This window comes from Mesorhizobium sp. L48C026A00, assembly GCF_000502375.1.
GTDB lineage: Bacteria > Pseudomonadota > Alphaproteobacteria > Rhizobiales > Rhizobiaceae > Mesorhizobium > Mesorhizobium muleiense.
Genome location: NZ_AYWU01000029.1, coordinates 42,028 through 66,296 on the forward strand (window position 1 = coordinate 42,028; position 24,269 = coordinate 66,296).

At 64.1% G+C, this 24,269-nt stretch carries 19 protein-coding genes, 1 tRNA gene and 1 pseudogene; 9 read left to right on the forward strand and 12 right to left on the reverse strand.

Annotation, left to right across the window (positions count from 1 at the left end; genetic code table 11):
- Positions 1-198: 198 nt before the first annotated feature.
- Positions 199-1,302 (reverse strand): saccharopine dehydrogenase family protein, encoded by a 1,104-nt coding sequence (locus X738_RS73870; protein ID WP_023802701.1) that lies wholly within the window; start codon positions 1,300-1,302, stop codon positions 199-201.
- A gap of 124 nt (positions 1,303-1,426) precedes the next feature.
- Between X738_RS73870 and X738_RS73875 the strand changes: the two genes are divergently transcribed.
- Complete coding sequence (locus X738_RS73875) at positions 1,427-1,855, forward strand: Lrp/AsnC family transcriptional regulator (RefSeq protein ID WP_023802702.1); 429 nt, start codon at positions 1,427-1,429, stop codon at positions 1,853-1,855.
- Positions 1,856-2,142: 287 nt separating this feature from the next.
- Positions 2,143-3,372, forward strand: a complete 1,230-nt coding sequence (locus tag X738_RS73880; RefSeq protein WP_023802703.1) for an amidohydrolase/deacetylase family metallohydrolase — start codon at positions 2,143-2,145, stop codon at positions 3,370-3,372.
- A gap of 175 nt (positions 3,373-3,547) precedes the next feature.
- Here X738_RS73880 and X738_RS73885 read toward each other — a convergent pair.
- From X738_RS73885 to X738_RS73915, 7 genes and pseudogenes are all read right to left on the reverse strand, one after another.
- Positions 3,548-5,317: pseudogene (locus tag X738_RS73885) on the reverse strand (flavin-containing monooxygenase).
- Positions 5,318-5,506: 189 nt separating this feature from the next.
- Positions 5,507-6,451 (reverse strand): MurR/RpiR family transcriptional regulator, encoded by a 945-nt coding sequence (locus X738_RS73890; RefSeq protein WP_023802704.1) that lies wholly within the window; start codon positions 6,449-6,451, stop codon positions 5,507-5,509.
- A 245-nt stretch (positions 6,452-6,696) separates the two neighbouring features.
- Positions 6,697-8,730 (reverse strand): aldo/keto reductase, encoded by a 2,034-nt coding sequence (locus tag X738_RS73895; protein ID WP_023802705.1) that lies wholly within the window; start codon positions 8,728-8,730, stop codon positions 6,697-6,699.
- A gap of 124 nt (positions 8,731-8,854) precedes the next feature.
- A complete protein-coding gene (locus X738_RS73900; protein ID WP_023802707.1) occupies positions 8,855-9,940 on the reverse strand; it encodes an ABC transporter ATP-binding protein in 1,086 nt (361 codons plus the stop codon).
- 7 nt (positions 9,941-9,947) lie between these two features.
- Positions 9,948-10,814 carry a carbohydrate ABC transporter permease gene (locus X738_RS73905; protein WP_023802708.1) on the reverse strand — a complete coding sequence of 289 codons (867 nt, stop codon included), beginning with the start codon at positions 10,812-10,814 and terminating at the stop codon, positions 9,948-9,950.
- Entirely contained in the window at positions 10,811-11,671 is an 861-nt protein-coding gene (locus X738_RS73910) for a carbohydrate ABC transporter permease (protein WP_023802709.1), read from the reverse strand. Before X738_RS73910 ends, X738_RS73905 begins: the two co-directional genes overlap by 4 nt.
- Positions 11,672-11,879: 208 nt before the next feature.
- A complete protein-coding gene (locus X738_RS73915; RefSeq protein WP_023802710.1) occupies positions 11,880-13,151 on the reverse strand; it encodes an ABC transporter substrate-binding protein in 1,272 nt (423 codons plus the stop codon).
- A gap of 106 nt (positions 13,152-13,257) precedes the next feature.
- Between X738_RS73915 and X738_RS73920 the strand changes: the two genes are divergently transcribed.
- Together X738_RS73920 and X738_RS81845 are read left to right on the forward strand one after the other, a co-directional pair.
- Entirely contained in the window at positions 13,258-14,127 is an 870-nt protein-coding gene (locus X738_RS73920; protein ID WP_023802711.1) for a helix-turn-helix domain-containing protein, read from the forward strand.
- A 179-nt stretch (positions 14,128-14,306) separates the two neighbouring features.
- Positions 14,307-14,510, forward strand: coding sequence for a hypothetical protein (locus X738_RS81845; RefSeq protein ID WP_031256443.1), 204 nt, complete (start codon positions 14,307-14,309; stop codon positions 14,508-14,510).
- Here X738_RS81845 and X738_RS73930 read toward each other — a convergent pair.
- Positions 14,499-14,573, reverse strand: a tRNA-Gly gene (locus tag X738_RS73930). The genes X738_RS81845 and X738_RS73930 overlap by 12 nt on opposite strands.
- 232 nt (positions 14,574-14,805) lie before the next feature.
- Between X738_RS73930 and X738_RS73935 the strand changes: the two genes are divergently transcribed.
- The 4 genes from X738_RS73935 (at position 14,806) to X738_RS73950 (ending at position 17,737) form a co-directional block, all read left to right on the forward strand.
- Positions 14,806-15,303 (forward strand): prolyl-tRNA synthetase associated domain-containing protein, encoded by a 498-nt coding sequence (locus tag X738_RS73935; protein WP_023802712.1) that lies wholly within the window; start codon positions 14,806-14,808, stop codon positions 15,301-15,303.
- 92 nt (positions 15,304-15,395) lie between these two features.
- Entirely contained in the window at positions 15,396-16,394 is a 999-nt protein-coding gene (gene trxA / locus X738_RS73940; protein WP_023802713.1) for a thioredoxin, read from the forward strand.
- Positions 16,395-16,560: 166 nt separating this feature from the next.
- Entirely contained in the window at positions 16,561-17,232 is a 672-nt protein-coding gene (locus X738_RS73945) for an LON peptidase substrate-binding domain-containing protein (protein ID WP_023802714.1), read from the forward strand.
- Positions 17,233-17,497: 265 nt separating this feature from the next.
- A complete protein-coding gene (locus X738_RS73950; RefSeq protein WP_023802715.1) occupies positions 17,498-17,737 on the forward strand; it encodes a Trm112 family protein in 240 nt (79 codons plus the stop codon).
- Positions 17,738-17,774: 37 nt separating this feature from the next.
- Here the strand turns inward: X738_RS73950 and X738_RS73955 are convergent, their stop codons facing one another.
- From X738_RS73955 to X738_RS87630, 3 genes are read right to left on the reverse strand one after another with little or no spacing between them, the layout of a single operon-like run.
- On the reverse strand, positions 17,775-21,050 hold the full coding sequence (locus X738_RS73955; RefSeq protein WP_023802716.1) for an error-prone DNA polymerase: 3,276 nt from the start codon (positions 21,048-21,050) through the stop codon (positions 17,775-17,777).
- Entirely contained in the window at positions 21,047-22,516 is a 1,470-nt protein-coding gene (locus X738_RS73960; RefSeq protein ID WP_023802717.1) for a DUF6504 family protein, read from the reverse strand. The genes X738_RS73955 and X738_RS73960 overlap by 4 nt, the downstream gene beginning before the upstream one ends.
- Positions 22,458-23,540 carry an ImuA family protein gene (locus X738_RS87630; RefSeq protein WP_023802718.1) on the reverse strand — a complete coding sequence of 361 codons (1,083 nt, stop codon included), beginning with the start codon at positions 23,538-23,540 and terminating at the stop codon, positions 22,458-22,460. Before X738_RS87630 ends, X738_RS73960 begins: the two co-directional genes overlap by 59 nt.
- A 173-nt stretch (positions 23,541-23,713) precedes the next feature.
- Between X738_RS87630 and X738_RS73970 the strand changes: the two genes are divergently transcribed.
- Positions 23,714-24,136: a metallopeptidase family protein gene (locus tag X738_RS73970; protein WP_023802719.1), complete on the forward strand. Its 423-nt coding sequence runs from the start codon at positions 23,714-23,716 to the stop codon at positions 24,134-24,136.
- The last annotated feature ends 133 nt before the right edge of the window (positions 24,137-24,269 follow it).

Genomic DNA, 24,269 nt, shown 5'->3' on the forward strand with positions numbered 1-24,269 from the left:
CGAGTTCCTTCGCGCCCCCCTCTGTCCTGCCGGACATCTCCCCCACTTGGGGGGAGATCGGCAGCCTCGCCGTCCCGCCCTACTTTAAGCGTTGGAGATTGGCGAAAGCGGAGATGCCGGCCAATCTCCCCCCAAGTGGGGGAGATGCCCGGTAGGGCAGGGGGGGCGCTGTCCCACCGATCTCTGGTCAGCGAGCACCTAACCCGCAAGCCGGCTAACCATCTCGTGCTGCGCATGGGCGCGGCCGAAGCGGTTGACGAGGAAGGCGTCGAGCGCGATGTCTTCCTGCTTGACAAAACCCTTCGCCGGCAAGCTGCCGTCGGCCAGCATGTCGAGCACCGCGCAGATGGCGGAGGCGGTGGTGATCTGGATGGCGCTGCGCACCTTGTCGCCGACGCGCCTGGCGTAGATCTTGTTGGCGTAGGTCTCCTGCAGCAGGCGGCCGCTCTTGCGGCCGCTGACGGTGACGAAGACGATGACCACGTCCTGCAGCGTCGCCGGCAGGGCGCTCTCAAAAATGTCCTTCAGCACGTCGCGGCGGTGGCGCAGGCCAAGATCGTTGAGCAGCGCCTTCATGATCGCGGCGTGGCCGGGGTAGCGGATGGTGCGATAGTTCAGCGTGCGCACCTTGCCCTTCAGCGTTTCGGCCAGCGTGCCGAGCCCACCCGAGGTGTTGAACGCCTCGTAGGTGACGCCGTCGAGCGAGAATTCCTCGCGCTCCTCCAGCGGCGGCACCTCGATCAGCTCGCCTTCGACGATCGCCTCGCAAGGCTCGCAATATTCGTTGATGACGCCGTCCGTGCTCCATGTCAGATTGTAGTTCAGCGCATTCGACGGGTATTGCGGCAGTGCGCCGACCCGCATGCGCACGCTCTCCAGCGTGTCGAAGCGGCTGGCGAGATCATTGGCGACGATCGAGATGAAGCCCGGCGCCAGCCCGCATTGCGGGATGAAGGCGCTGTTGGCTGTACGCGCCAATTGCCTGACGCGCCGGGTCGCGACGACGTCCTCGGTCAGGTCGAGATAATGCACACCGGCGCTGGCCGCCGCTTCGGCGATGCGCGTGGTCAGGTGGAAGGGCGCGGCGCTGAGCACCGCGAACTTGCCGGCCAGAGCCGCTTCGAGTGTGCCGGCGGCTTCGATGTCGAGCTGCAGCGTCTCGACCGTTTCAGGCAGTTCGGCCGCGCCGAGCTGTGCGGCCAAGCGGTCGACGAGGGTTATGTGATAGTCGCCGGTGGAAGCCAGCATCTCGGCGATGGTCGAGCCGATCTTGCCGGCGCCGACAATTATGATGTCCTTCATGACAGTTCCCTCGCCTTGCCTTTCACAGAGCGGACAGAATCGCAGCTTGCCTGTCGAAAGGAAGTGTTGAACTGTTCAAAACGAAGTGCCAAATTGGACAGTATGCTGATGAGGTTCGTCGAAAGTGCTTAGCAACGCCGAACAGGCCCTGCTCTCCCTGCTGCGCGCGAATGCGCGCGCCTCTACGGCCGAACTGGCGCGGCGGCTCGCCGTGTCGCGGACGACGGTGCAGAGCCGGATCGAGCGGCTGGAACAGCGCGGCATCATCACCGGCTATGGCGTCAGGCTTTCACCCGACTACGAACAGGGACTGGTGCGGGCGCATGTCCTGCTCACCGTCACGCCCAAGCTTGCCGACAAGGTGGTGCGCAGCCTGCAGGCGTTGCCGCCGGTGCGGACGCTGCATTCGGTGAGCGGCAATTTCGACATGATCGTCGTCGTCGACGCGCCCTCGATCAAGGATCTCGACACGCTGCTTGATGAGATTGGCGCGATGGACGGGGTCGAGCGGACATCGTCGTCGATCATCCTGTCGACGCGGATTGATCGGTGAGTGCCTTGGCGGAGCGTGGCACCGCTTCCCTCCTTCCAAAATGCTGCTGCCGGGCAGAACCTTGCGGAAGTCGGCGGGACAGCGCCCCCCTCTGTCCTGCCCTCTTTGCCAAAACTTGGCATCTCCCCCACTTGGGGGGATCGGCAATTTTTGGCGCTACGCTTAACTTGCGACGCTCCTGTAATAAAGCAACATGAAGTCCGAAAAAATGTTGCTTTCCGACATGGCCTGTATGAGAATTGCGCGGACAGGCCGGTTGAACGAGAACAGACAGGAGCCGGACGCCGATGCAATTTGATCTCCTGCTGAAGGGCGGCCGCCTCATCGATCCGGCATCCGGCCTCGATGCGCAACGCGATCTGGCCATCGCCAACGGCCGCATCGCCGCGATCGATCCCGACATTCCCTTCGAGCGCGCCGCGCGCGTCATCGATGGGACGGGGTCCATCGTCGCGCCCGGCCTCATCGACCTGCACAGCCACGTCTATTGGGGCGGCACCTCGCTTGGCGTCGATGCCGACCGCCTCGCTGCAAAAAGCGGCACCACAACCTTCATTGACGCCGGAAGCGCTGGCGCCGGCAACCTCCTCGGCTTTCGCCGCCACGTCATCGAGCGCTCGAAGCTCCGCATCCTGGCCTATGTCAACATTTCCTTTGCCGGCATTTTTGGCTTCTCGCAGACCGTTTCGGTTGGCGAGTGCAGCGATCTGCGGCTCTGCGAACCGCGCGAGACGGTGGCGGCGGTGCGCGAGCACGCAGACGTGGTCGTCGGCGTAAAAGTACGCTCGGGTCGCCATGCCGGCGGCAGCAGCGGCATCGCGCCGGTCGATCTGGCGCTCGAGGCTGCCGACCAGGCCGGCCTGCCGCTGATGGCGCATATCGACGAGCCGCCGCCAGGCCGTTCGGAAGTCCTGCCGCGGCTGCGCAAGGGCGACATCCTCACCCACTGCTTCCGGCCGTTTCCCAACGCGCCGGTCTTCGCCTCGGGCGCGGTCCGGCCCGACATGCGGCTGGCGCGCGAGCGCGGCGTCATCTTCGACATCGGCCACGGCATGGGCTCGTTTGATTTCTCGGTTGCCAGGGCGATGCTCAGCGAAGGGCTGGCGCCTGACGTGATCAGCAGCGACGTGCATCTCTACTGCGTCGACGGTCCGGCCTTCGACATTCTGGTGTGCATGTCGAAATTGATGGCGCTCGGCATGCCGCTGGTCGAGGTGCTGCGCGCGGCGACCCAACGGCCGGCCGAGGCGATCGCAAGGCCCGAGCTTGGCACGCTTAAGGTCGGTGCAGTCGGCGACATCGCAGTGCTGCGGCTGCGTCCGGGCTGTTTTACCTTTGTCGACGCGGTCGGCGCGTCGCTGGTCGCCGAGCAGCGGCTGGTCTCGGACGGCATCGTGATCGGCGGCACCTGGTGGCCGAACGAAGCGGCTAACGATTTTGGCGATACCGACCGCTACGAAGCGCATGCGCATGAGACGCATGTCGATGTGGTGAGCCGGCATTTCGGGCGTGGGTGAAGGCTGGGCAGCTCTTCCTTCTCCCCTTGTGGGAGAAGGTGGCCGAGCGAAGCTCGGTCGGATGAGGGGTGCTCCAGAGAACACCAACGCCTCACTCCGTCCAACACCCCTCATCCGTCTTGGCGCTGCGCGCCAATCCACCTTCTCCCACAAAGGGAGAAGGAGAGGAGCGCTGCTACCCATAGACCGGCGTCGCTATCCCTTCCATCCGCGCCTTGATCTGAAGCGCCACATATTTCGAGTAAAAGCGCGACAGCGCCAGATTGCCGCCGTGGAACCACAGCGCTTCCTGCGCCGTCGGCTTCCACATGTTGCGCAATTCGCCTTGCCATGGTCCCGGGTCGCCTTTCACGCCCGAGCCAATCCCCCAGCACGGCCCGACCTCGTCGGCGACGTCGCGCGAGACGATCGCCGCCACGGTCTCGTTCATCGACTGCTAGCCGGTGCAGGAGATGATCGCGTCGGCCGCCAGTTCGCTGCCGTCGTCGAACAGGATTCCGGTTGGCGTCAGCGACTTGATCTCGACGCCGCTGCGGACGCCGATCTCGCCGTCGATGATCAGATCGGACGCGCCGACGTCGATATAGTAGCCCGAGCCGGTGCGGTAGGCCTTCATCAGCAGCCCGGTCTCGTCGTCGCCGAAATCGATGGCGAAGCCGGCACCGCGCAAGCGGTCGTAGAAGGCCGCGTCACGCGCCTTGATGATGTCGTACAGCGCCCGCTGGCTTTGCGGCAGCAGCGCGAACGGCGTCGAGGCGACGATCATGTCGGCCTTTTCGGTGGTGATGCCGCGGGCCAGCGCCTTTTCCGAAAAGATCTCGAAGCCGACCTCCATCAGCGTGTCTGACTTCACCACCGTCGTCGGCGAGCGCTGGATCATCGTCACCGCAGCGCCGCTCTCCCAGAGGTCGACGGCGACATCGTGCCCCGAGCTTGCCGCGCCTATGACCGCGACGCGCCTGCCGCGGAATTTCTCGCCGCTAAAATACTGGCTGGAATGCAGGATCTCGCCCTGGAACGCAGCGGCGCCGGGCAGGTCGATCTGCCGCGGCGGGCCATAGGCGCCGGTTGCGAAGACGATGTGCTTTGGCATCAGCGTGATGCGCTCGCCGGCGCGGTCGACCTCGACCGTCCAGATTTTTTTGGCTTCGCCGTAGGACGCGCTGATGCATTCTGTGGAGGTCCAGTAATTGAGCTCCATGACGCGCGTGTACATTTCCAGCCAGTCGCCCATCTTGTCCTTGGGCGTGAACACCGGCCAGTTTTCCGGAAACGGGATGTAGGGGAGATGGTCGTACCAGACCGGATCGTGCAGCACGAGCGAGCGATAGCGGTTGCGCCAGGAATCGCCGGCCTGCGCATTCTTCTCGATGACGATGGCCGGCACGCCGAGTTGCCGCAGCCGCGCGCCCAGCATGATGCCGCCCTGGCCGCCGCCGATGACCAGGCAATAGGGCTGCTCAATGGCACCAAGATCACGCGCCTCGCGCGCCCTCGCCTCGGCCCAAGTCTCGCGGTCCGGATCGGCCTGGTGGCGGACACCCAGCGGCCGCGCCGGTCCCTTGCGCTCCTCAAAACCCTTGAGGTCGCTCATCGCCGTGAACAGCGTCCGGCATCTGCCGTCCTGCAGGCGCATGTTGCCATGGCCCCAGGCTGATGACGTCTCGAAGCTGAACCAGGCTTCTATCGTGCCTTCGTGCGAGCTTGCTTCGCCAGTGAGCTGCCAGGCAGTCGGCCTGGTCGCCGCCGGAGTGGCGTCCAGCATGTTGCGGATCGCCGCGCGGCCTTCCATCGTCTTGATGTTCCAGGTGAAGGTCAGCAGGTCACGCCAGTAGCAATCCTCGACGAACAGATCGGTCGCGGCCGCGGCGTCGCCCGCCTCGAGGGCGCGGGAGAGAGAGGAAAGCCAGCTGGCCGCCTGTTTTGAGGGTGCCATGTCGAGCATTTTTTTCTCCTTCGAGTCGGCGCCGGTCTGTCCTTCTCCCCTTGTGGGAGAAGGTGGATTGGCGCGCAGCGCCGAGACGGTTGAGGGGTGTTGGCCGGAGTGCCGTTGGTGCCAAGCTGGAGCACCCCTCATCCGGCCGCTTCGCGGCCACCTTCTCCCACAAGGGGAGAAGGCAAGAAGCCGCGCTGCTCAATCCCCCAGCGGCTCCATATCCTTGCCCGTCCTGTGGATCTGGGCGTTGTATTTGATGCGGCGCACCGTTTCGCGGGCCGAGCCGTCGAGCTTGTAGGCTGCCGCCACCGCCATCAGGTCGATCGCGGCCAAAAAGGCGAAGCGCGAGGCGGTCGGCTTCAGCGTGTCGGGATATTCGGGCACCGCCACCGTCAGCCTGACGTCGCAGGCGCGGGCAAGCTCGGTGTCGGGCGCCGTCACGCAGATCGCGTTGGCGCGGTAATGCCTGGCCAGTTCGACGGCCTCGATCACTTCGCGGGTGCGTCCGGTCGCCGAAATGGCGATCACCAGGTCGCCGGGCTTCAGGGTCGAGGCGGTCATCCGCATCAGATAGGGGTCGCATTGGGCGCCGACGGTGATGCCGTAGCGGAACAGCCGGCACTGGGTCTCCTGCGCCAGCGCCGACGAGCTGCCGCCGAGGCCGAACACCGTGACCTGGCGCGCCTTGGCGATGAGCTCGGCGGCCTTCACCAGCTGCGCCGGATCAAGCTGCCGTTCGGCTTCCTGCAGTGCCCGGCGGGCCTCGCCGAACACGGCATTCCAGAACGGCATGCCATTGTCGCTGCTCACCGGCGGCGGCTTGCTCAGATAGAGCGCGCCGACGACCAGGCTCTGCGCCAGCTTCAGCTTGAAATCGCGCACCCCCTCGCAGCCGATGGCGCGGCAGAACCGGGTCACGGTGGGTTCGCTGACCTGGGCGCGCTGGGCAAGTGCAGCGTTGGAAGCGTCGACCGCGAATTTGACATCGTCGAGCACGACATCGGCGACGCGCCGCTCCGCCGGGCGCAATTCACCGTAAGAGTCCTTCACCAGCGAAATGATGTCGGGGATGCGCCTGATATGATCGCGTCCATCCGGGTCGTCGCCCGAGGTCAATCGTACATGGCCTTCAGCTTCGGTCATGACTCATCCCCACCGTTTGTGGAGCTCGATCTCTACCATGTTTGCGCGGTCGGTTTGCGAAGTATGTAGGAAAGCAACAAGCTTTTCAAGAAATAGAAAAGCAAATTTAAACAACAATGTAAGCGCAGTGCGAACGATCCCGATGATTAGAGCCGTGGTCGCCGTTCGACCGCAAGTCGGAGAGTTACGGGACGCGCGACTCCCCTTCTCCCCCTGTGGGAGAAGGAAAGGGCAGCGATGCCCCCTCAGCCCGTGCGTCGATGCTGATCCGAACCGCCATCCAGCCACGCGATGTCGTCGGGCGAAAGCGCAATGTCGAGGGCCTGCAGACTGTCCTCCAGTTCGTCGAGCGTGCGCGGTCCGATCAGCGGGACGGACGGGAACGGCTGGGCCAGGACGTAGGCGAGCGCGACATGGATCGGGCTCTTGCCCAGCCTGTTGGCGAGCTCGATCGCCCGGTCGCGACGGCCGAAATTTTTCTCCGAGTACCAGACCCGGACCAGCTCTTCATTGTCACGCTGGTCGCGCCCGGCGCGGCCGGTGAAGAAACCCCTTCCCTGGCTCGACCAGGCGAAATTGGGCATCTGCCGGGCGGTCAGCCAGGCCTTCCATTCGTCGCTGGACGAGGTGACGCAACCCGGCCAGATCGGCACCAGCATCTCGGCCAGCGAAAAATTGTTCGAAAGCGCGCCAGGCTTCTGCTTGCCGGTCCGTTCGGCATAGGCAATCGCCTCGTCCATGCGTTCCTTCGTCCAGTTCGAGCCGCCGAACGGACCGCGAATGCGGCCAGTCCTGACCTCTTGATCCATCGCGTCGACGAATTCGTCGACCGGCACGTCGGGATCGTCGCGGTGCATGAAATAGACATCGACATGATCGGTCTGCAGCCGGTCGAGCGACTGGGTGAGCTGCTTGCCGATCACATCGGGATAGCAGAGCGGGGTGTGCGCGCCCTTGCCGATGACCACCGAGTGCTCACGCACGCCGCGGTTCTTCAACCATTGGCCGAGCAGCGTTTCGGTGTAGCCGCTGCCATAGATGAAGGCCGTGTCGAAGACGTTGCCGCCGGCTTCGAAATAGGCATCGAGCAGGATCATGCCGGAGGAGAAGGTGCGAAAATCCTCGAAGCCGAGCGCCAGGCACGAGGCCCGCCGCGGCAGGCCCGGAATTTCGCGCTTCGCAATGATGGTGCCGCCGGAGCGCAGCCGCCGGCCAGAAATGGTGTCGACGCGTTTTTCGGGTTTTTCGATCTCGTATTCGAGCCCGATGGCGGCACGCCATTTGTCGAGCACACGCAGATTGCCGAGACTGTCGGCCCAGCCCATGCCCGGCCAGGCAAACTCCTGCTTTCCGGCCAGGATCGCCTCGCCGGCGGCGTCGACCTCGAAAGCGTAGAGCCAGCGGTCTTCCCTGACCTCGACCACCTCCTCACCGCCTGAACGGATGATGCGGATCTCGCCGGTGCCGCCTTCCCTGCCGCTCGCATACCAGAAATCCGCGACCTCGATGCGGCCTTTGGTACCAAGGATGCGCAGGACATTGTCCTGGGCGAGCGAAATCCCGCAGGAGACTTCGGCGACGATGCCGTTGGGAAAATGCAGCAGCGCCGACGCCCATTCGTCGACGCCGGACTGGCCGAGATGCGCCGCACCCGCCACCTTGTCCGGCTCGGCGAAAGGCTTTCCCGATGCGGCCCCGGCAATCAGCCGCGCCATCGAAACGGGGTAGCCGCCGACGTCGAGAATGCCGCCGCCGGCGAGATCGTTGGCATAAAGCCGGTGCTCCGGCATGAAGCCAGGCATGGCGAAGCCGAAGCTCGATTTCACCATGCGTACCTCGCCGATTGCGCCGGACCTGACGAGGTCGACCAGCTTTGCCGTCTGCGGATGCAGCCGGTACATGAAGGCCTCGCCGAGAAAGGTGCCGGCCCTGCGCGCTGCATGGATCATCGCGTCGGCCTCGAAAGCGGTGAGCCCCATCGGCTTTTCGCAAAGCACATGTTTTCCGGCCTCGGCCGCCTTGATCGCCCATTCGGCATGGCTGGGATGCGGCGTCGAAATGTAGACTGCGTCGACGTCCGGATCGGTGAGCAGAGCCTCGTAGCCGTCGAGGATGCGGGCACCGGGGAAGTTTTCAGCGAGGCCTGATTTGCCGGGATTGCGCGCACCAATGGCGACCAATGTGCCGGTGCGCGAATGGGCGACGCCGCCGGCAAAGGCCTTGGCGATGGTGCCGGGCCCGAGAATGCCCCAGCGGATTTTTTGTGGTTCGGACGTCATTCCTGGATCTCCTTGGGGTCGCCTCGGCGTCGCGAGTTGGTGAAAGAAAAATTGCGTGTCTTGGTGTGCATGGCGTTGTCCCAAACCGCTGCGCGGTTCACGCCCGAGGGCATGCTTTTGGGCACTAGCGAATGCGAGCACCTGACTTGTCGAAGAGAAGCGATTGGCCAGCCTTGATCGACACCACCATGTGGTCGCCAGTCGCCCGCTGCCGCGACGCCTCGCGCTCCATGATCAGTTCCTCTGGTCCGGCATTGGCATAAATGTAGCTCACCGATCCGAGGTGCTCGGCGACATCGGCCTTGACGGCGATGTCGCAATCGCCTTCGCCGGCCTCGAAGAAATGCTCCGGCCGCACACCGAGCACGACCTCGGCGCCGACCGCAGGCGGGGCGCCCGACAGCGGTTTCTGCAGCCGAGCGCCGCCATGGTTGGCGAGTTCGAGGAGCGTTGCATTGCCGTCGTTGCCGACCACTTGTGCCGCCAGAAAATTCATCTTCGGCGAGCCGACGAAACCGGCGACGAAGCGGTTGGCGGGGTCGTCATAGAGATCGAGCGGCGCGCCGATCTGCTCGATATTGCCGGCGTTGAGCACGACAATCCTGTCGGCCAGCGTCATCGCTTCGGTCTGGTCATGCGTCACATAGATCATGGTGACGCCGAGCTCCTTGTGCAGGCGCGAGATCTCGACCCGCATCTGCACCCTGAGCTCGGCGTCGAGATTGCTCAGCGGCTCGTCGAACAGGAACACTTGCGGCTCGCGCACGATGGCGCGGCCGATGGCGACGCGCTGGCGCTGGCCGCCCGACAATTGCCGCGGGCGCCGCTTCATCAGCTCGGCGATGCGCAGGATCTCGGCGGCCCGCTTCACCCGCCGCTCGGTGTCAGCTTTCGGGTTGCCGTTCATCCTGAGCCCAAAACTCAGATTCTGCTCGACGCTCATGTGCGGATAGAGCGCGTAGGACTGGAACACCATGGCGATGCCGCGGTCGGCCGGCTCGACATTGTTCACTACCTTGCCGCCGATGGCGATCTCGCCGCCGCTGATGTCCTCGAGCCCGGCGATCATCCTGAGCAGCGTGGACTTGCCGCAGCCGGAGGGGCCGACGAAGACGACGAATTCGCCGTCCTCGACGTCGATGTTCGCGCCGTGAACGATCTCGAAGACGCCGAAGCGCTTGACGACATTTTTGAGTGTGACCGCTGCCATGCTGATCCTATTTGATGGCGCCGGCGGCAATGCCGGCGACGAAATGGCGCTGCAAGAGCACGAACACGACGAGCATCGGCACGGTGAGCATCACGGCGCCCGCCATGATGCCGCCCCACGACACTTTGGTGAGGCCGATCAGCGTGCCGAGCGCCACCGGCGCCGTCATCGCGCCGGGCTTGGAATTGATCAGCAGCGGCCAGAGATAATTGTTCCAGGAGGCAAGGAACAGGATGATGGCGAGCGCCGCCAGCATCGGCCGCGCCAGCGGCAGCGCTACGAACAGGAAGATCCGCCATTCCTTGACCCCCTCGACGCGAGCGGCATCGAACAGATCGCCCGGCATCATCGAGAAGCTCTGCCGCATGAACAGCACGCCGAGCGAATTGAACAGCGGCGGCACGATCAGCGCCACCCAGGTGTTGGCGAGCTTGAAATCGCGCGCCACCATGATGAATTGCGGGATCAGCACGACAGCATAGGGCAGCGTGATGGTGCCGAGGATGATGGCGACGACAACGCCCTTGCCGAAGAACTGGTAGCGCGCCAGCGCCCAGCCGGCCATCGAGGTGAGCAGCACCGACAGGAACGTATAGGTCACCGCCACCGAGACCGAGATGCCGATGGCGCCGATGAAATTGGTGTCGCGCTGCAGGTTGTTGACGTTGTCGAGGAAGCTGCCGTGCGGCAAAAGCTCGATGCTGGGGCTGAAAATGCCCCTGTCGGGCATGGTCGAGAAGATCACCATCATCCACAGCGGAAACAGCCAGATCAGCGCCAGCGGCGTCAGGAAGAGATGCAGCGCGATGCTGCGTCCCAATCTGGAGGAGGAGCGGCTGGAGGAGGAACGGCTCGAAGCGGAACGTGAGCTCATTTCGGCTCCCTCGTCAGCCACAGTTGCACCAGCGAGATGGCGATCGCCAGCCCGGCCATGGTGTAGGCGATGGCCGAGGCGTAGCCGAAATTGAGCGACCTGAAACCCTGGCGGTAAAGCAGCAGCCCGAGCGTTTCGGTGCCGCCGCCCGGCCCGCCGCGCTCGGTGATCAGGAAGGGTTCGGTGAACAGCTGCATGGTGCCGATGATCGACAGCACGGCGCAGAACACGATGATCGGCTTGAGCAGCGGCAGGGTGATGTAGAAGAACTGCTTGAGCTTGCTGACGCGGTCCAGCGTCGCCGCCTCATAGACATCCTGGGGGATGGACTGCAAGCCGGCGAGCAGGATGATGGCGTTGTAGCCGGCCCAGCGCCAGGTCACCGCGATCATGATCACCGCCATCGCCGGGGTGACGTTGGAAAACCAGTCGATACGCGGCAGGCCGACGCTGTTCAGCAGCTTGTTGATGATGCCGTAGTCGAGATTGAACATCAGCCGGAACACCGCCGAATAGGCGACTTCGCCGACCACGACCGGGGCGAAAAAGGCGAAGCGGAACAGGCCACGGGCCTTGAGCAGCGGCGAATTGAGCAGCACCGCCATGACGATCGCCAAAGTGATCATCACCGGCACCTGGATGACGAGGATGAGCAGCGTGTTCTTCAAGGCGTTGAAAAAGGCCGGGTCGCCGATCAGCCGGCCCCAGTTGAAGGTCGGCGCGAACCGCCACGGCACGGTGCGCGTCGCCTGGAAGGAGATCAGGAAGGAGTTGATGATCGGCCACAGCCAGAAGATCGAGAAGATCAGCAGATAGGGCGCGAGGAAGCGGTACGCCGTGGCGTTCTGATAGCGCATCGTTGCCTCCTTCGCTTCCCGTTTCTAGGTTTACCGGCCTGCCTTGCCTTCTCCCCTTGTGGGAGAAGGTGGATTGGCGCGCAGCGCCAAGACGGATGAGGGGTGCTGGACGGAATGAGACGTTGGTGTTCCCTGGAACACCCCTCATCCGACCTCGCTTCGCGAGGCCACCTTCTCCTACAAGGGGAGAAGGGGAGTCGCGTTCAGATCACTCTTCGACCGGCAGGCCGGTCGCCGAGGCGATCTGGCTTGCGGCATCGTCGAGCGCCGCCTTGGCGTCGGGGTAGCCGCCGCCGAGATATTTGGTCTGCACTGCGCGGACGATGATTTCCGCGTCGCTCTGGAACGGCGTGCCGCGGCTGGGGACGACTTTCGGCAAGGTGCCAAGAATGTCCTTCCACACCGCCTGGCCGCCCCAATAGGGCTGGCCTTCGGAGACATAGGGGTCGTCGAGCGCCGAGATCAGCGACGGCACCAGGCCAAAACCCTTCAGCATCGCTATCTGGCCCTCATTGCTCGCGAGCGAATATTTCAGGTAGGCGTAGGCGGCTTCCTTGTTGTTCGACACCGAGGTGATGGCGAGCGAGGAACCGCCGAGATTGGCGGCGCGCGGGCCGTCGGCGGTGAGGCTCGGCATCAGGTAGACGCCCCATTTGCCGCTGCCGTCGGGCGACTCGGTGCGTATGGTGCCCTCGTACCAGCCGCCATACATCTGGCTGGCGACCTTGTCGGCGGTGTTGTTGGTGATCTTGGTGCCCCAATCGGCCGAGGTGATGATGCCGGCGTCCTTCATCTCCTTGATCTTGGTCATCGACGCCACGCAGCCCGGCTGGTTGACGGTGATCGACTGCCCGTCGGCGGCGAAATAGGCGCAGCCCTGCTCGTTGGCGATCATGCGGAAGAATTCGGAGTCGCCGTTGAAATCGGCGTTGGTCATGGTCACGCCGGGATTGGCCTCCTGGATCTTCTTGCCGGCGGCAATGAAATCGTCCCAGGTCTTGATCGAGGTCGGGTCGACGCCGGCCTTCTCATAGAAGTCGCGGCGATAGTACATCGCCACCGGGCCGGAATCCCACGGCATCGCATAGGCCTTGTCTTCCACTTCGAGCTCGGTGCGCTTGAAATCGGGGAATTTTGCCTGGTCTTCGGCGGTATAGCCGAGCGTATGGAGGTCGACGAAGCAGTCCGGGAACTGGCTCCAGTAGTTCTCGGCCTCACCGTTCTCGATCGTCACGATGTCCGGCAGCCCCTCTCCGCCGGCGGCGCAGCCGGCGATCGACTTGTCATAGGTCGGCTGGTTGCCGAGATCCTGGACCGTGACCTTGATGTCGGGGAACTGCTTGTTAAAACCTTCTATGGTGGCCTTCAGCGACGAAGCGGCGACGTTCCAGCTCCAGATCGTGATTTCGCCGGATTGCGCAAAGGCCGGGGCTGAGCCCAGGGCAAGCGCGAACGCGGCGCAGGTCAGTGTGATGCGCATTGAAATCCTCCCATTTCATTTGCTCTCTCTTCGCGAGCATGGCTAGACTAGGCGCTGGCGAAGGCTTGTCCGCGACAAAGGGAATAAAGAATGGGCGGAAAGTAAGATGCTGGAAAGGCCGTTTTACCAGCCCGGCGCCAGCAGCGTGGAGGGTCTGCCGCTGCTGCTGCAGATGTTTCACACCCAGCCCCTGGTGATGCTGAAGCCGCATTGGCATGCCCAGGTCGAGGTGAATTTCATCGTCCGCGGCGCCGTGCACTACCGCATGGACGAGCACGAGATCGCGCTTTCGGCCGGCGACATGTGCCTGTTCTGGGGCGGCCTGCCGCACCAGATGGACGATGCGTCGGACGATGCCGTCTATGCCGGCGCGCATCTGCCGCTGGTGCACTTCTTCCGGCTGCACCTGCCCGCCGACGTCCGCAACCGGCTGATGACCGGCGCGACATTGGTGACCAATGCCACCGACCGGTCCGACAGCGACAATTTCGAGCGCTGGAACCGCTACGTCCGCTCGGGCGATGCGGGCAAGGCCGAGCACGCCGTCAACGAACTCTTGCTGCGGCTGGAGCGGGTGCGCTTCGAACCCTACCGGCTGGTACCCGAAACGCCGATCGAGCAGGAAGCAGGCAGCCCCTTCGACCAGCAATCGCTGCGCAATGTCGGGCGCATGTGCGACTTCATCGCCGAGAATTTCCTTTACGACATCGACTGCGTCGACATCGCGGCGGCGGCCGACATCCATCCCAAATACGCCATGAGCGTTTTCAAGAAGTCGACCGGCATGACGCTCAACGAGTATGTCAATTTGTTGCGGCTCAGCTACGCCCAGGCGCTGCTGATGCACCAGGACGCCAACGTGCTGCGCGTCGCCATGGACTCCGGCTTCGGCTCGCTCAGCGCCTTCAACAAGTCGTTCCGCAAGCTGGCCGGCATGTCGCCGTCGGATTTTCGCAGAGGCGCGGGCGCCCGATAGTCGATGCACAGGATATGGCTGGGACCCGGCGCCGAACACCAAGGCGGTCACGGTTTGGTTTGGCGCCCACGCAACAATGCACCACCGGCCCTGAGGCCGGTGGTGCTCTCTGGACCGTCTGTAGGGGCAGGACCGTTCCAGGGGATCCCTTAGGATCGGACTCGAATGTCGGCCTTTTCTTGACCCACAGCATCGGCCGAACAGATGAAGGAGCCCGCCAACTGACCAAGAATCTCGATGCTACGATGCGCCGCCGCGCACACATGATTTGCAATTTTATTCGGCGTCTGCCGGCTGATGCCGCGCAGCCCAAACGCGAAAAAGCCGCGGCGAACCGCGGCTTTTCGATGCTTGTTTCCCGTTTGGGAAACTGGAGCGGGTGAAGCGATTCGAACGCTCGACCCCAACCTTGGCAAGGTTGTGCTCTACCCCTGAGCTACACCCGCTCGCGCGGCTTTTGGGCCGCAAGCCGAGCCTATATGGCTGAAGGGCGCGGCGATTGCAACAGGGAAATCGCAGGTTTTTTGGGCCGCACCCGGCGACGTAAACGAGCCTTCCCTGGCCCGGACAGCAACGCAATCGGCAGCCTTGCTGCGCAACGGTCTTGTCTCGGCGGCGTCATTGGCCGTAAACGGCATGATCCAAACCGCGACAACAAGAAAGTCCGACAGAAACGACATGCCGAAAACCGAAGCCGAGCTTTTCGCCTTTCTTGCCGATCTCGGGATCGAGGTCTCGACCCTGCGCCATCCGCCGCTGTTCACGGTCGCCGATTCGCAGGCGCTGCGCGGGGAAATCGCCGGCGGGCACACCAAGAACCTGTTCCTCAAGGACAGGAAGGACAATTTCTTCCTGGTCAGCGTCGATGAGGAGGCGGTGGTCGATCTCAAGCAGATCCACCAAATCATCGGCGCCGCCGGGCGCGTGTCCTTCGGCAAGCCGGAGATGCTGATGGAGCTTCTCGGCGTCGTTCCGGGGGCGGTCACCGTGTTCGGCTTGATCAACGATACGCAGTTACGGGTCAAGGTCGTTCTCGACCACGAGTTGATGCGCCATGCCGTCATCAACGCCCATCCGCTAACCAACGAGGCGACGACATCGATCGCCGCCGCCGACCTGGTCAAATTCGTCGAGGCAACCGGGCATGATGCTGTTATCTTGAAAGTCACGGCATGATCGCCACATGGATGACGATAAACCGACTTCTGAGTGAGAATTAAGGATGTTGCGCCGGGCTGGCGGCCGGGCGGCGACCGAAAGGGCACGAGATGAGCGACAACAATCAATTTGGCGGCCCATTTGGCGGCAATGGCGGACAGTATGCCACCACTGTGCAGTATGGCGGCACTGACGCCAGCCCCGCGAAAGTCGCGCTTGGCGACCCGCCTGTCGCCGTCGACGTCATCAAGGAGACGACGACGGCAGCATTTGCCGCCGACGTCATCCAGGAATCGCGCCGTCAGCCGGTGCTGGTCGATTTCTGGGCGCCATGGTGCGGGCCCTGCAAGCAGCTGACGCCGCTGCTGGAAAAGGCGGTCACCGCCGCCGGCGGCAAGGTCAAGCTGGTCAAGATGAACATCGACGACCATCCTTCGATCGCCGGACAGCTCGGCATCCAGTCGATACCGGCAGTCATCGCATTCAAGGACGGCCAGCCGGTCGACGGCTTCATGGGCGCTATTCCCGAGAGCCAGATCGCCGCGTTCATCCAGAAGGTCGGCGGCAACAAGAATGGTGCGCCGCAGGTGGCCGAGGCGCTTGCCGCGGCCGCGGAGGCGCGCGCCGCCGGCGATGTGCAGACCGCGGCGGACATTTTCGACGCGATCCTGGAACAGGCGCCGGAGACGATCGAGGCCATTGCCGGGCTGGGCGATCTGCTGTTCGAGGCCGGCGATGCCGAGGGCGCCGAAGCCGTGCTGGCGCGGGCGCCGGAGGCCAAGAAGGATGCGCCGCCGCTCGCCGCGCTGCGCGCCAAGATGGCGCTTGCTGCGCAGGCGGCAGCACTTGGCAATCCGGCCGAGCTCGAGCGACGCCTGGCTGAGAACCCCGGGGATCATCAGGCACGTTTCGAGCTTGCCATGATCCAGAACGCCAACGGCGAGCGCATGGCCGCAGCCGACAATCTGCTGGCGATCGTCAAGGCCGATCGCTCGTGGAACGACGACGGCGCCAAGACGCAGTTGCTGCAGTTCTTCGAGGCATGGGGCATGACCGACGAGGCAACGCTGGCGGCGCGGCGCAAATTGTCGTCGCTGCTGTTTTCCTGAGCGCAGCCTCAAGCTGTTTTTGCGTGACGGTCTTGCGGTCGGCGACGGCTGCGCCAGATTAGGAGGCCTGACCGATCCGTTCTTCGCCTGGTGACGATTTTGCGCCAGGTTGCTAAGGGATGGGCGGGCTTGATGCGCTTCTTGAGGGAGCGAGCGGAGGTTTGACGTGCAGGCGGGAAACGCGCATTACCGGCTCGATACGGATTTCCCGCCGACGGTGCCGATCTTCCCGCTTGAAGGCGCCTTGCTGCTGCCGGGCGGCCGCATGCCGCTCAACATTTTCGAGCCGCGCTATCTGGAGATGGTGGACGAGGCGATCGCCGGACCGCGGCTGATCGGCGTCATACAGCCCAGCCTCGACGGCGCGCGGCGTGCCGACGGCGAGCCGGCGCTTTGCAATGTCGGCTGCGCCGGACGCATCATCGCGCTTTCCGAGAGCGGCGACGGCCGCTACCTGATTTCGCTGCAAGGTGTGTGCCGGTTCCGCATCGTGCAGGAGCTTGCGGTCAAGACGCCCTTCCGCCAGTGCCGGTTTGCGCCCTTTCTCACCGATCTCGACGAAGATCAGGCGGAGGCCGAGATCGACCGGCCGGCGCTGCTCAAGGCATTTCGCGCCTATTTGCAGGCCAACGATCTTGAAGCCGACTGGGAAAGCGTCAGCCGCGCCGAAAACGCCATGCTGGTCAATGCGCTGTCGATGATGGCTCCCTACGGGCCGGCCGAGAAACAGGCGCTGCTCGAAGCGGCGGACCTGAAGACACGCGCCGAAACGCTGATCGCCATCACCGAAATGGCGCTGGCACGCGAAAACGAGGATTTCGGCTCGAGTTTGCAGTAGGCAAAGTAAAAGGAACGCTGGGACTAAGCCAATTGCGGAAGTCGGCGCCGCCCCTCATCGCCCTGCCGGGCACTTCTCCCCGTATAGGGACGGGGAGAAGGGGCTTTCGGCAGCCTTGGCGGACGTTCTGCAACGCGGGTGATTGGCGAAACCATCGATGAGAGCGTCCCTCTCCCCGTCACTGTACGGGGAGAGGATGCCGGCAGGCAGGTGAGGGGCAGCGTCAACGCACGAAGACTGAGGACGAACGAGAGGACTGGCAAAAATGGTGGACGGGCGTGAGGGAAAGAAGGTCAATGTCGATCCCAAGCTGCTGGAATTGCTGGCCTGCCCGCTGACCAAGGGTCCGCTTAGCTGGGATCCGGAGCGCGGCGAGCTCATCTCGAGGGTCGCGCGGCTTGCCTATCCGGTGCGTGACGGCATTCCGATCATGCTGCCTTCGGAGGCACGCTCGCTCCCCTTCGACGACGGATTGCCGCCGCCGCGGTTGGGTGGGCCGTCCTGAAGCGTGGTGATCCTTCGCTGTCCCGCCGACACATCCCCTATTGAAAATTGCGCCCCTTGGGCATGACCCTTTCTGCCTTCCCCGCGATGTCCTGCCGGTCGTTTTGCACGACAGGGACATCGGGCTTCTCCTGCAAAAGCACGGACAGCCAGGGTGTCAGGTCCTCGACCTTCTCGGCGACGATGTGGATGACGTCCGATTCCGACTGCAGTTTGCCGGTGACGCGGACCAGCCGCGCGCCCATGACAATGGGCCGGTAGCGGTTGAAGGTTCTTTCCCAAAAAATGACGTTGGCGACCGCCTGCTCGTCTTCCAGCGTCAGGAAAATCGCTTTGGCGTTACCCGGCCGCTGCCGCACCAGGACAAGGCCGGCGACCGAAACGCGCTTGCCGTCCCGAACCTGGCCGAGGCGCGCATTGGGGGTGACGCCGGAACGGTCGAGCCGCTGGCGCAGAAAGGCAAGCGGATGCGCCTTCAGCGACAGGCCGAGCGAGCGGTAGTCGTGGACGACGTGCTCGCCGAGCGGCATTGTCGGCAGCCTGGTCTCGGGCTCGAGATCGCGCAAGCGGATCTCAGGTCGGTCGAACAGCGGCAGGGTCTCCGTGGCACTCCTGCCGTCGAGCGCGCGGACCGCCCACAGGGCGTCGCGGCGGTCGAGGCCGAGCGAACGGAAAGCGTCGGCTTGCGCCAGCTTCTCGATCTCGTCGACGTAGAGGCCCGAGCGCAGCCAGACATCGCGAACGGATGCGTAGCGGTCGCCGCGTCTGGCGACAAACACCTCCATGCGCTCCTTCGACAGGCCCTTGACCTGGCGAAAACCCAGCCGGACGGCATGATTGGTCCGGATGACGCCGCGCATCTGGGCATGGCGGTCGAGAATGCGGGTTGGATCGAAAGGCACTTCTTCCAGCGCGCAATCCCAACCGGAAAAATTGACGTCGACCTCGCGGATTTCAACGCCATGGTCGCGCGCGTCGCGGACAAGCTGAGCCGGCTGATAAAATCCCATCGGCTGGGAATTCAGGATCGCGGCGCAGAACACGTCGGGATAGAAGGTCTTGAACCAGCAGGAGGCATAGACCAGCAGGGCGAAGGAGGCGGCATGGCTTTCGGGAAAGCCATATTCGCCAAAACCCTCGATCTGCTTGAAGCAGCGCTCGGCGAAGTCCTTTTCGTAACCCCGCAAAATCATGCCGTCGACCATCCGCCTGCGATAATTGCCGATCGTGCCGGTGCGCTTGAAGGTGGCCATGGCGCGGCGCAGTTCATCGGCCTCGCCCGGCCTGAAGCCGCCGGCGACGATGGCGATCTTCATCGCCTGTTCCTGGAACAGCGGCACGCCCAGCGTCCTGCCGAGTATCTCTTCCAGTTCCGGCTTGGGATATTCGGGCTTTTCCTTGCCTTGCCGGCGGCGCAGATAGGGGTGGACCATGTCGCCCTGGATCGGGCCGGGCCGCACGATCGCCACCTCGATGACGAGGTCATAGAATGTTTTCGGCCTGAGCCGCGGCAGCATCGACATCTGGGCGCGCGATTCGATCTGGAAGACGCCGATCGTGTCGGCGCGGCAGATCATGTCGTAGACATGTTTGTCCTCGGCAGGGAGGGTGGCCAGCACATAGGGCCGGCCAAAATCATCCCGCGCATCGGGATAATGATCCTCAAGCAGCGTGAAGGCGCGCTGCAGGCAGGTCAGCATGCCGAGCGCCAGCACGTCGACTTTCAGGATTTTCACCGCGTCGAGATCGTCCTTGTCCCACTCGACCATCTTGCGTTCGTCCATCGCCGTCTTGATGATGGGCACGATCTCGTCGAGCCGGTCCCTGGTGATGACGAAGCCGCCGACATGCTGCGACAGATGACGGGGAAAGCCCATGATCTCGTTGGCGCATTCGATCACCTGCCTTGTCGACGGATCGGTCTGATCGAGGCCGCCGGCCCTGGTCTCCTTTTCGCCGAGCTCCGAGGTCGACCAGCCCCAGATCGAGCTGGACAGCGCGCTCCTGACATCGTCCGACAGGCCCATCGCCTTGGCCACTTCGCGCATCGCCGACCGGCCCCGGTAGCTGACGACGGCCGCGGCAAGCGCGGTGCGCTTGGCGCTGTATTTCGAGTAGATATACTGGATGACCTCCTCGCGCCTTTCATGCTCGAAGTCGACATCGATGTCGGGCGGCTCGTTTCTTTCCTCGGAAATGAAACGCTCGAAAAGCGAATCGATCCGCTCAGGCCCCACTTCGGTGATGCCGATGCAATAGCAGACCACCGAGTTGGCCGCGGAGCCACGTCCCTGGCAGAGTATGCCCTGGCTGCGGGCAAATTTGACGATGTCGTAGACTGTCAGGAAATAGCGCGCGTAATTCAGGCGCTCGATCAAAGCGAGTTCTTCGCGGATGCGCCTGGTCACATCGGCGGGAACGCCCGAGGGATAGCGTATCGCGGCTCCCTCCCGAGCCAGCCTTTCCAGCTCGGCCTGGGGCCCGAGGCCCGATTCCGTCGGTTCGTCGGGATAGTTATATTGGAGGTCACTGAGAGAGAAGCTCAATTCGCCGGCAAAGTGCTGCGTTTGCGCCAGTGCCTGCGGATGCCGCCGGAACAGCCGCGCCATCTCCATTGGCGGTTTCAAATGGCGCTCGGCATTGGCCGCCAGTTCCAGCCCGGCTTCGGCAACAGGCAGGTTGAGGCGGATCGCCGTCAGCACGTCCTGCAACCGGCGCCGTTCGGACGTATGGTAAAGAACGTCGTTGGTCGCCATCAGCCGAATGCCTGATGCCTCGGCGATGGCCGCCGCCTGCTCAACACGGTAGCGGTCGTTGCCGTGATAATCCGGCGAAACGGCAAGCCGCAGGGTCTTGCCGAAGCGATCTTTCAGGCGGCTGATCAGCCTGAGATCCTGCGCCGGCGCCGACAAATCCGGCAGGATCGCCAGCGACATGCGATCGCCCCATTCGAAAAGATCGTCGCGATAGAGCAGCGGTGCGCCCTTTTCGCTGTCGTCGCGCATATTGGCCTGCGTCAGCATGCGGCACAGATGGCCCCAGCCCTTGCGGTCCTGCGGATAGGCGAGAACGTCGGGCGTGCCATCGCAAAACACCAGGCGGCAGCCGGGATGACAGGAAAGACCTTCCACCTTGGCCTGCTGCCAGGCGCGCACGACGCCGGCCACCGTGTTGCGGTCGGCAAGCCCGATCGACGAAAAGCCCAAAAACTTTGCCGCGACCACCAGCTCCTCCGGTTTCGAGGCGCCGCGCAGGAACGAGAAATTCGACTGGATGCCGAATTCGGCATAGGGAACGACCGCCAGCGCATTCATGCGAAGACCCCATGCATGAACCAGCGCGGCGCCACCTGCGAGGCGCCGTAGAGACCCTGGCGATAAAGCCAGTAACGGCGGCCGTCGCTATCCTCGATGCGGAAATAATCCCGGGTCACTTCCTGCCCCGCTGCCTCCCGCCACCATTCCGCGGCGATGCGTTCCGGCCCTTCGGCGCGCGCCACCCGGTAGAGAGCCCGCCGCCAGCGGAAATTCATCGGCGGTCCCTCAGGCATTTCGGTGGCCGGCACCTCGATCGGTTCGGGCGAACGGAACAGCCGGATCGGCCGTTCCGGCGGAAAGACAGGCCTAGTGTCTTTCATCTTGCCCGGCTGCTTCGGCGCAGAGACCCTTTGCGGCGCCTCCGCATAGGGATGCGTGGCGACGGCGCGCTCGGGCAGATGACTCTCGACGGCAACCGGTTTCAAAACCGCGCTGTCGCCGAGCCGGGCGCGGATGCGGTCGGCGAAAAGGGCGATGTCGGCGCCGTCGTCGCGCGTCTCGCCGGTCAGATCCGCCTGCTGCATGTCGAAGGCCGCGGCCGACAGCACCGAGAGGCGCACGAGATCGAAGCCATAGCCGGCATCGATGTCCTGTTCGAGCGCGGCAAGCCTCTCGTGGAACAATTTCTGGATCAGCAGCGGCTCGCGCAACGGCCGCGAGGTGCCGACGGCGATGCGGCTGACGGCGCCGTCGACGCGGAAAAGCAGCAGCGCCAGCCTTCTTGCGCCCTCGCCGCGGCGCTCGAGGTCCGCCTTCAATGTCGTCGCCAGCATTTTCACCAGCCGCTCTATTTCGTCAGTCAGCATGATGGGTTCTGCGAGATAGCGTTCGACCGAAAGCGGCGCCACCGGCAGGCGCGGCGACACCGCCTCGTCGAGGCGGCCGACTGCCTGGTCGAGGCGCAAAAGCAGCGATCTGCCGAAGCGGCGGGCGAGCGGCGCGCGCGGTGCTGCCATGACGGCGCCCGCCGTGCGCAGGCCGACGCTTTCCAGGCTGGCGCGGATGTCAGGCTCGATGCGCAGCGCCGCCAGCGGCAAGGGCGCGAGAAGCGCTTCCTCCTCGCCACCGGGGACGATGCGGTCACCAGAAAACCGCGCTGCCGCCCAGGCTGCACCTGGTGTGGCGGCAAGGCCGGCGCGGACATCGAAACCCTGATGGAAAAAGCGCGACAGGATGTCGTCCAGCATCGCCCGTTCGCCGCCGAAAAGATGGGTGCAGCCGGTGACGTCGAGGAACAGGCCATCGGCTGCGTCGATCGCCACCAGCGGGGTGTAGCGGTCGCACCAGTCGGCGAGGCTTTCGAGCAGGCGGCGGTCGGCCTCGGGATCGGCTTCCACGACGTCGATCGACGGATGCATGGCGCGCGCGTCGGCTATGCCCATGCCGCGCTTCAGATGAAGCGCCTCAGCCCGCTCGTCGAGGGCGGCGATGCGCTGCGCGTTCGCCTGGCGATGGCTGATCACCAGCGGCAGGTGATCCGACGGCCGCGAACGCCAGGACCGCCCCAGACGCTGGCGCAGGATCCTTTCCGCGGCGAGATGCGGAAACCACAGGGACAGGATTCGCTGCCCGTTCTTGCCGTCTTTCCCCGGCCCTTCTTTCCTCGAAACTGCGTTCATCGGGGTTCCACTCCAGTGTGAATTGTCCTGGCAAGGCGGTGCGGCTCTTGCCGATGCTGACGGTGAAGGCGGAACGGCCGATCGAGCCGGCGAGCGGCCCGGCGATCGTCTGGCGTGGTGCCGACGGCGCCGCCGACAGGACGAGGCGGACGGGTGCCGCCGTCGGCTCGGGTTCGCCGGCCTGGCGCAGCAAAAACACCGGCCGGCCGGCGCTCTGTGCCCGGGCGTGCAGCCGCCGCGTCGCGGTGAGGTCCAGCCGCTGCGGACTGCCGCGGATTTCGAGGATGACGGCGGCGAGCGCCGTCATCCGGGCGGCCTCCTCGGCGGTCCACAGCGCATCGAGGAGCCTTGGCGCCTCGGAAAACAGCAATTGCTCCGGCTCGATGCCGAAAAGGCGATGAAGTCCTGTGGCATAGGGGAAGCCGGCCTCGCGGAAGATTTCCGCGGTGCCGATCCACAGGACCGGCAGTCGCGGCCCCTGTTTGAGGATCAGGCTGACGAGCGACAGGGCGAAGCCGGCGACGGCCCCGGCATCGCGGGTCGCGGCGCCATGGATCTCGCTCAGCGCCGCCTTCGGCAGGCCGCCGCCGAGCGCAGTATCGAGATCTTCGGCGCCGGTGCGCAGAAACGCATCGGGCGGCGCCACGGCGAGGCCGCGGCGGATGATTGTCAGATTTTTGGGCGTGATTTTTTTGGGCGTGACATCAGCTGTTGGATCCCCGGGAGTGACATCAGCTGTTGGATTCCGGGGCGCATCAACGGGGGCTGCGGCCGGCGCCTGCAGGCGCTCGGGCAGCGTTCCCTCGATCTTCGCGATCTGGCGGCGCAGGGCAAAAACAGTCTCCCGCGCCACGGCGCTTGTCGCCATGACGGTCAGCTTCCACTCACAATTGTTCCTGTTATGTTCTAATAGATTCCAGAGGGCGGCCGAAGAGTCAAGCGGAGTGATGGGGAATTTATTCCTGTCAGCGAAAGGCGGCAACCCGGCTAATTGCCGAGTCCGGCGCGAAAGCCTATATGCCGGGATCAGAAGGACAAAGCATGGCCCGCATCTACAAAACCCGTACCTGGCACGACGAGCTTTCGCCGTCGATGGAGGAAATGGAGTTCCTGGCGCTAGAAGCTTACGCCCATCTGCCGGAGGAGTTTCGCAAGCTGACCGGCGAGATCGTCATCCAGATCGCCGAATTCCCGACCGACGAAATCATGGACGACCTGTCGCTGGAAACGCCTTTCGACCTGCTCGGCCTGTTCGAGGGGCGCGGCATCGCCGAGCGCTGGAATCCGCAGACCGGCGAGGGGCCGAACCGCGTCACGCTCTACCGCCGCGCCATCCTCGACTACTGGGCCGAGAACGAGGAGACGCTGGGCGATATCGTCACCCATGTGCTGATCCACGAGATCGGCCACCATTTCGGCCTGTCGGACGATGATATGGAGCGGATCGAAGAGGCGGCCGAGTAAAGGGATCGACGTCTCATTCCTTCGCGGCCCCCCTCTGGCCTGCCGGCCATCTCCCCCTTGAGGGCATATGCGCTAAGATAGGAGTTGCAGCGGGGAATCGGTTGTGATTCTACGCTGCGATGACTCACGAATC

Excerpts from the sequence above, each read along its gene's own strand:
- X738_RS73915 (WP_023802710.1), bottom strand. The coding sequence starts at position 13,151 with ATGCGCATCACACTGACCTGCGCCGCGTTCGCGCTTGCCCTGGGCTCA.
- X738_RS73900 (WP_023802707.1), bottom strand. The coding sequence starts at position 9,940 with ATGGCAGCGGTCACACTCAAAAATGTCGTCAAGCGCTTCGGCGTCTTC.
- X738_RS73870 (WP_023802701.1), bottom strand. The coding sequence starts at position 1,302 with ATGAAGGACATCATAATTGTCGGCGCCGGCAAGATCGGCTCGACCATC.
- X738_RS73905 (WP_023802708.1), bottom strand. The coding sequence starts at position 10,814 with ATGAGCTCACGTTCCGCTTCGAGCCGTTCCTCCTCCAGCCGCTCCTCC.
- X738_RS73920 (WP_023802711.1), top strand. The coding sequence starts at position 13,258 with ATGCTGGAAAGGCCGTTTTACCAGCCCGGCGCCAGCAGCGTGGAGGGT.
- trxA (WP_023802713.1), top strand. The coding sequence starts at position 15,396 with ATGAGCGACAACAATCAATTTGGCGGCCCATTTGGCGGCAATGGCGGA.
- X738_RS73955 (WP_023802716.1), bottom strand. The coding sequence starts at position 21,050 with ATGAATGCGCTGGCGGTCGTTCCCTATGCCGAATTCGGCATCCAGTCG.
- X738_RS73890 (WP_023802704.1), bottom strand. The coding sequence starts at position 6,451 with ATGACCGAAGCTGAAGGCCATGTACGATTGACCTCGGGCGACGACCCG.
- X738_RS73950 (WP_023802715.1), top strand. The coding sequence starts at position 17,498 with ATGGTGGACGGGCGTGAGGGAAAGAAGGTCAATGTCGATCCCAAGCTG.
- X738_RS73910 (WP_023802709.1), bottom strand. The coding sequence starts at position 11,671 with ATGCGCTATCAGAACGCCACGGCGTACCGCTTCCTCGCGCCCTATCTG.
- X738_RS73895 (WP_023802705.1), bottom strand. The coding sequence starts at position 8,730 with ATGACGTCCGAACCACAAAAAATCCGCTGGGGCATTCTCGGGCCCGGC.
- X738_RS73970 (WP_023802719.1), top strand. The coding sequence starts at position 23,714 with ATGGCCCGCATCTACAAAACCCGTACCTGGCACGACGAGCTTTCGCCG.
- X738_RS73935 (WP_023802712.1), top strand. The coding sequence starts at position 14,806 with ATGCCGAAAACCGAAGCCGAGCTTTTCGCCTTTCTTGCCGATCTCGGG.
- X738_RS87630 (WP_023802718.1), bottom strand. The coding sequence starts at position 23,540 with ATGGCGACAAGCGCCGTGGCGCGGGAGACTGTTTTTGCCCTGCGCCGC.
- X738_RS73880 (WP_023802703.1), top strand. The coding sequence starts at position 2,143 with ATGCAATTTGATCTCCTGCTGAAGGGCGGCCGCCTCATCGATCCGGCA.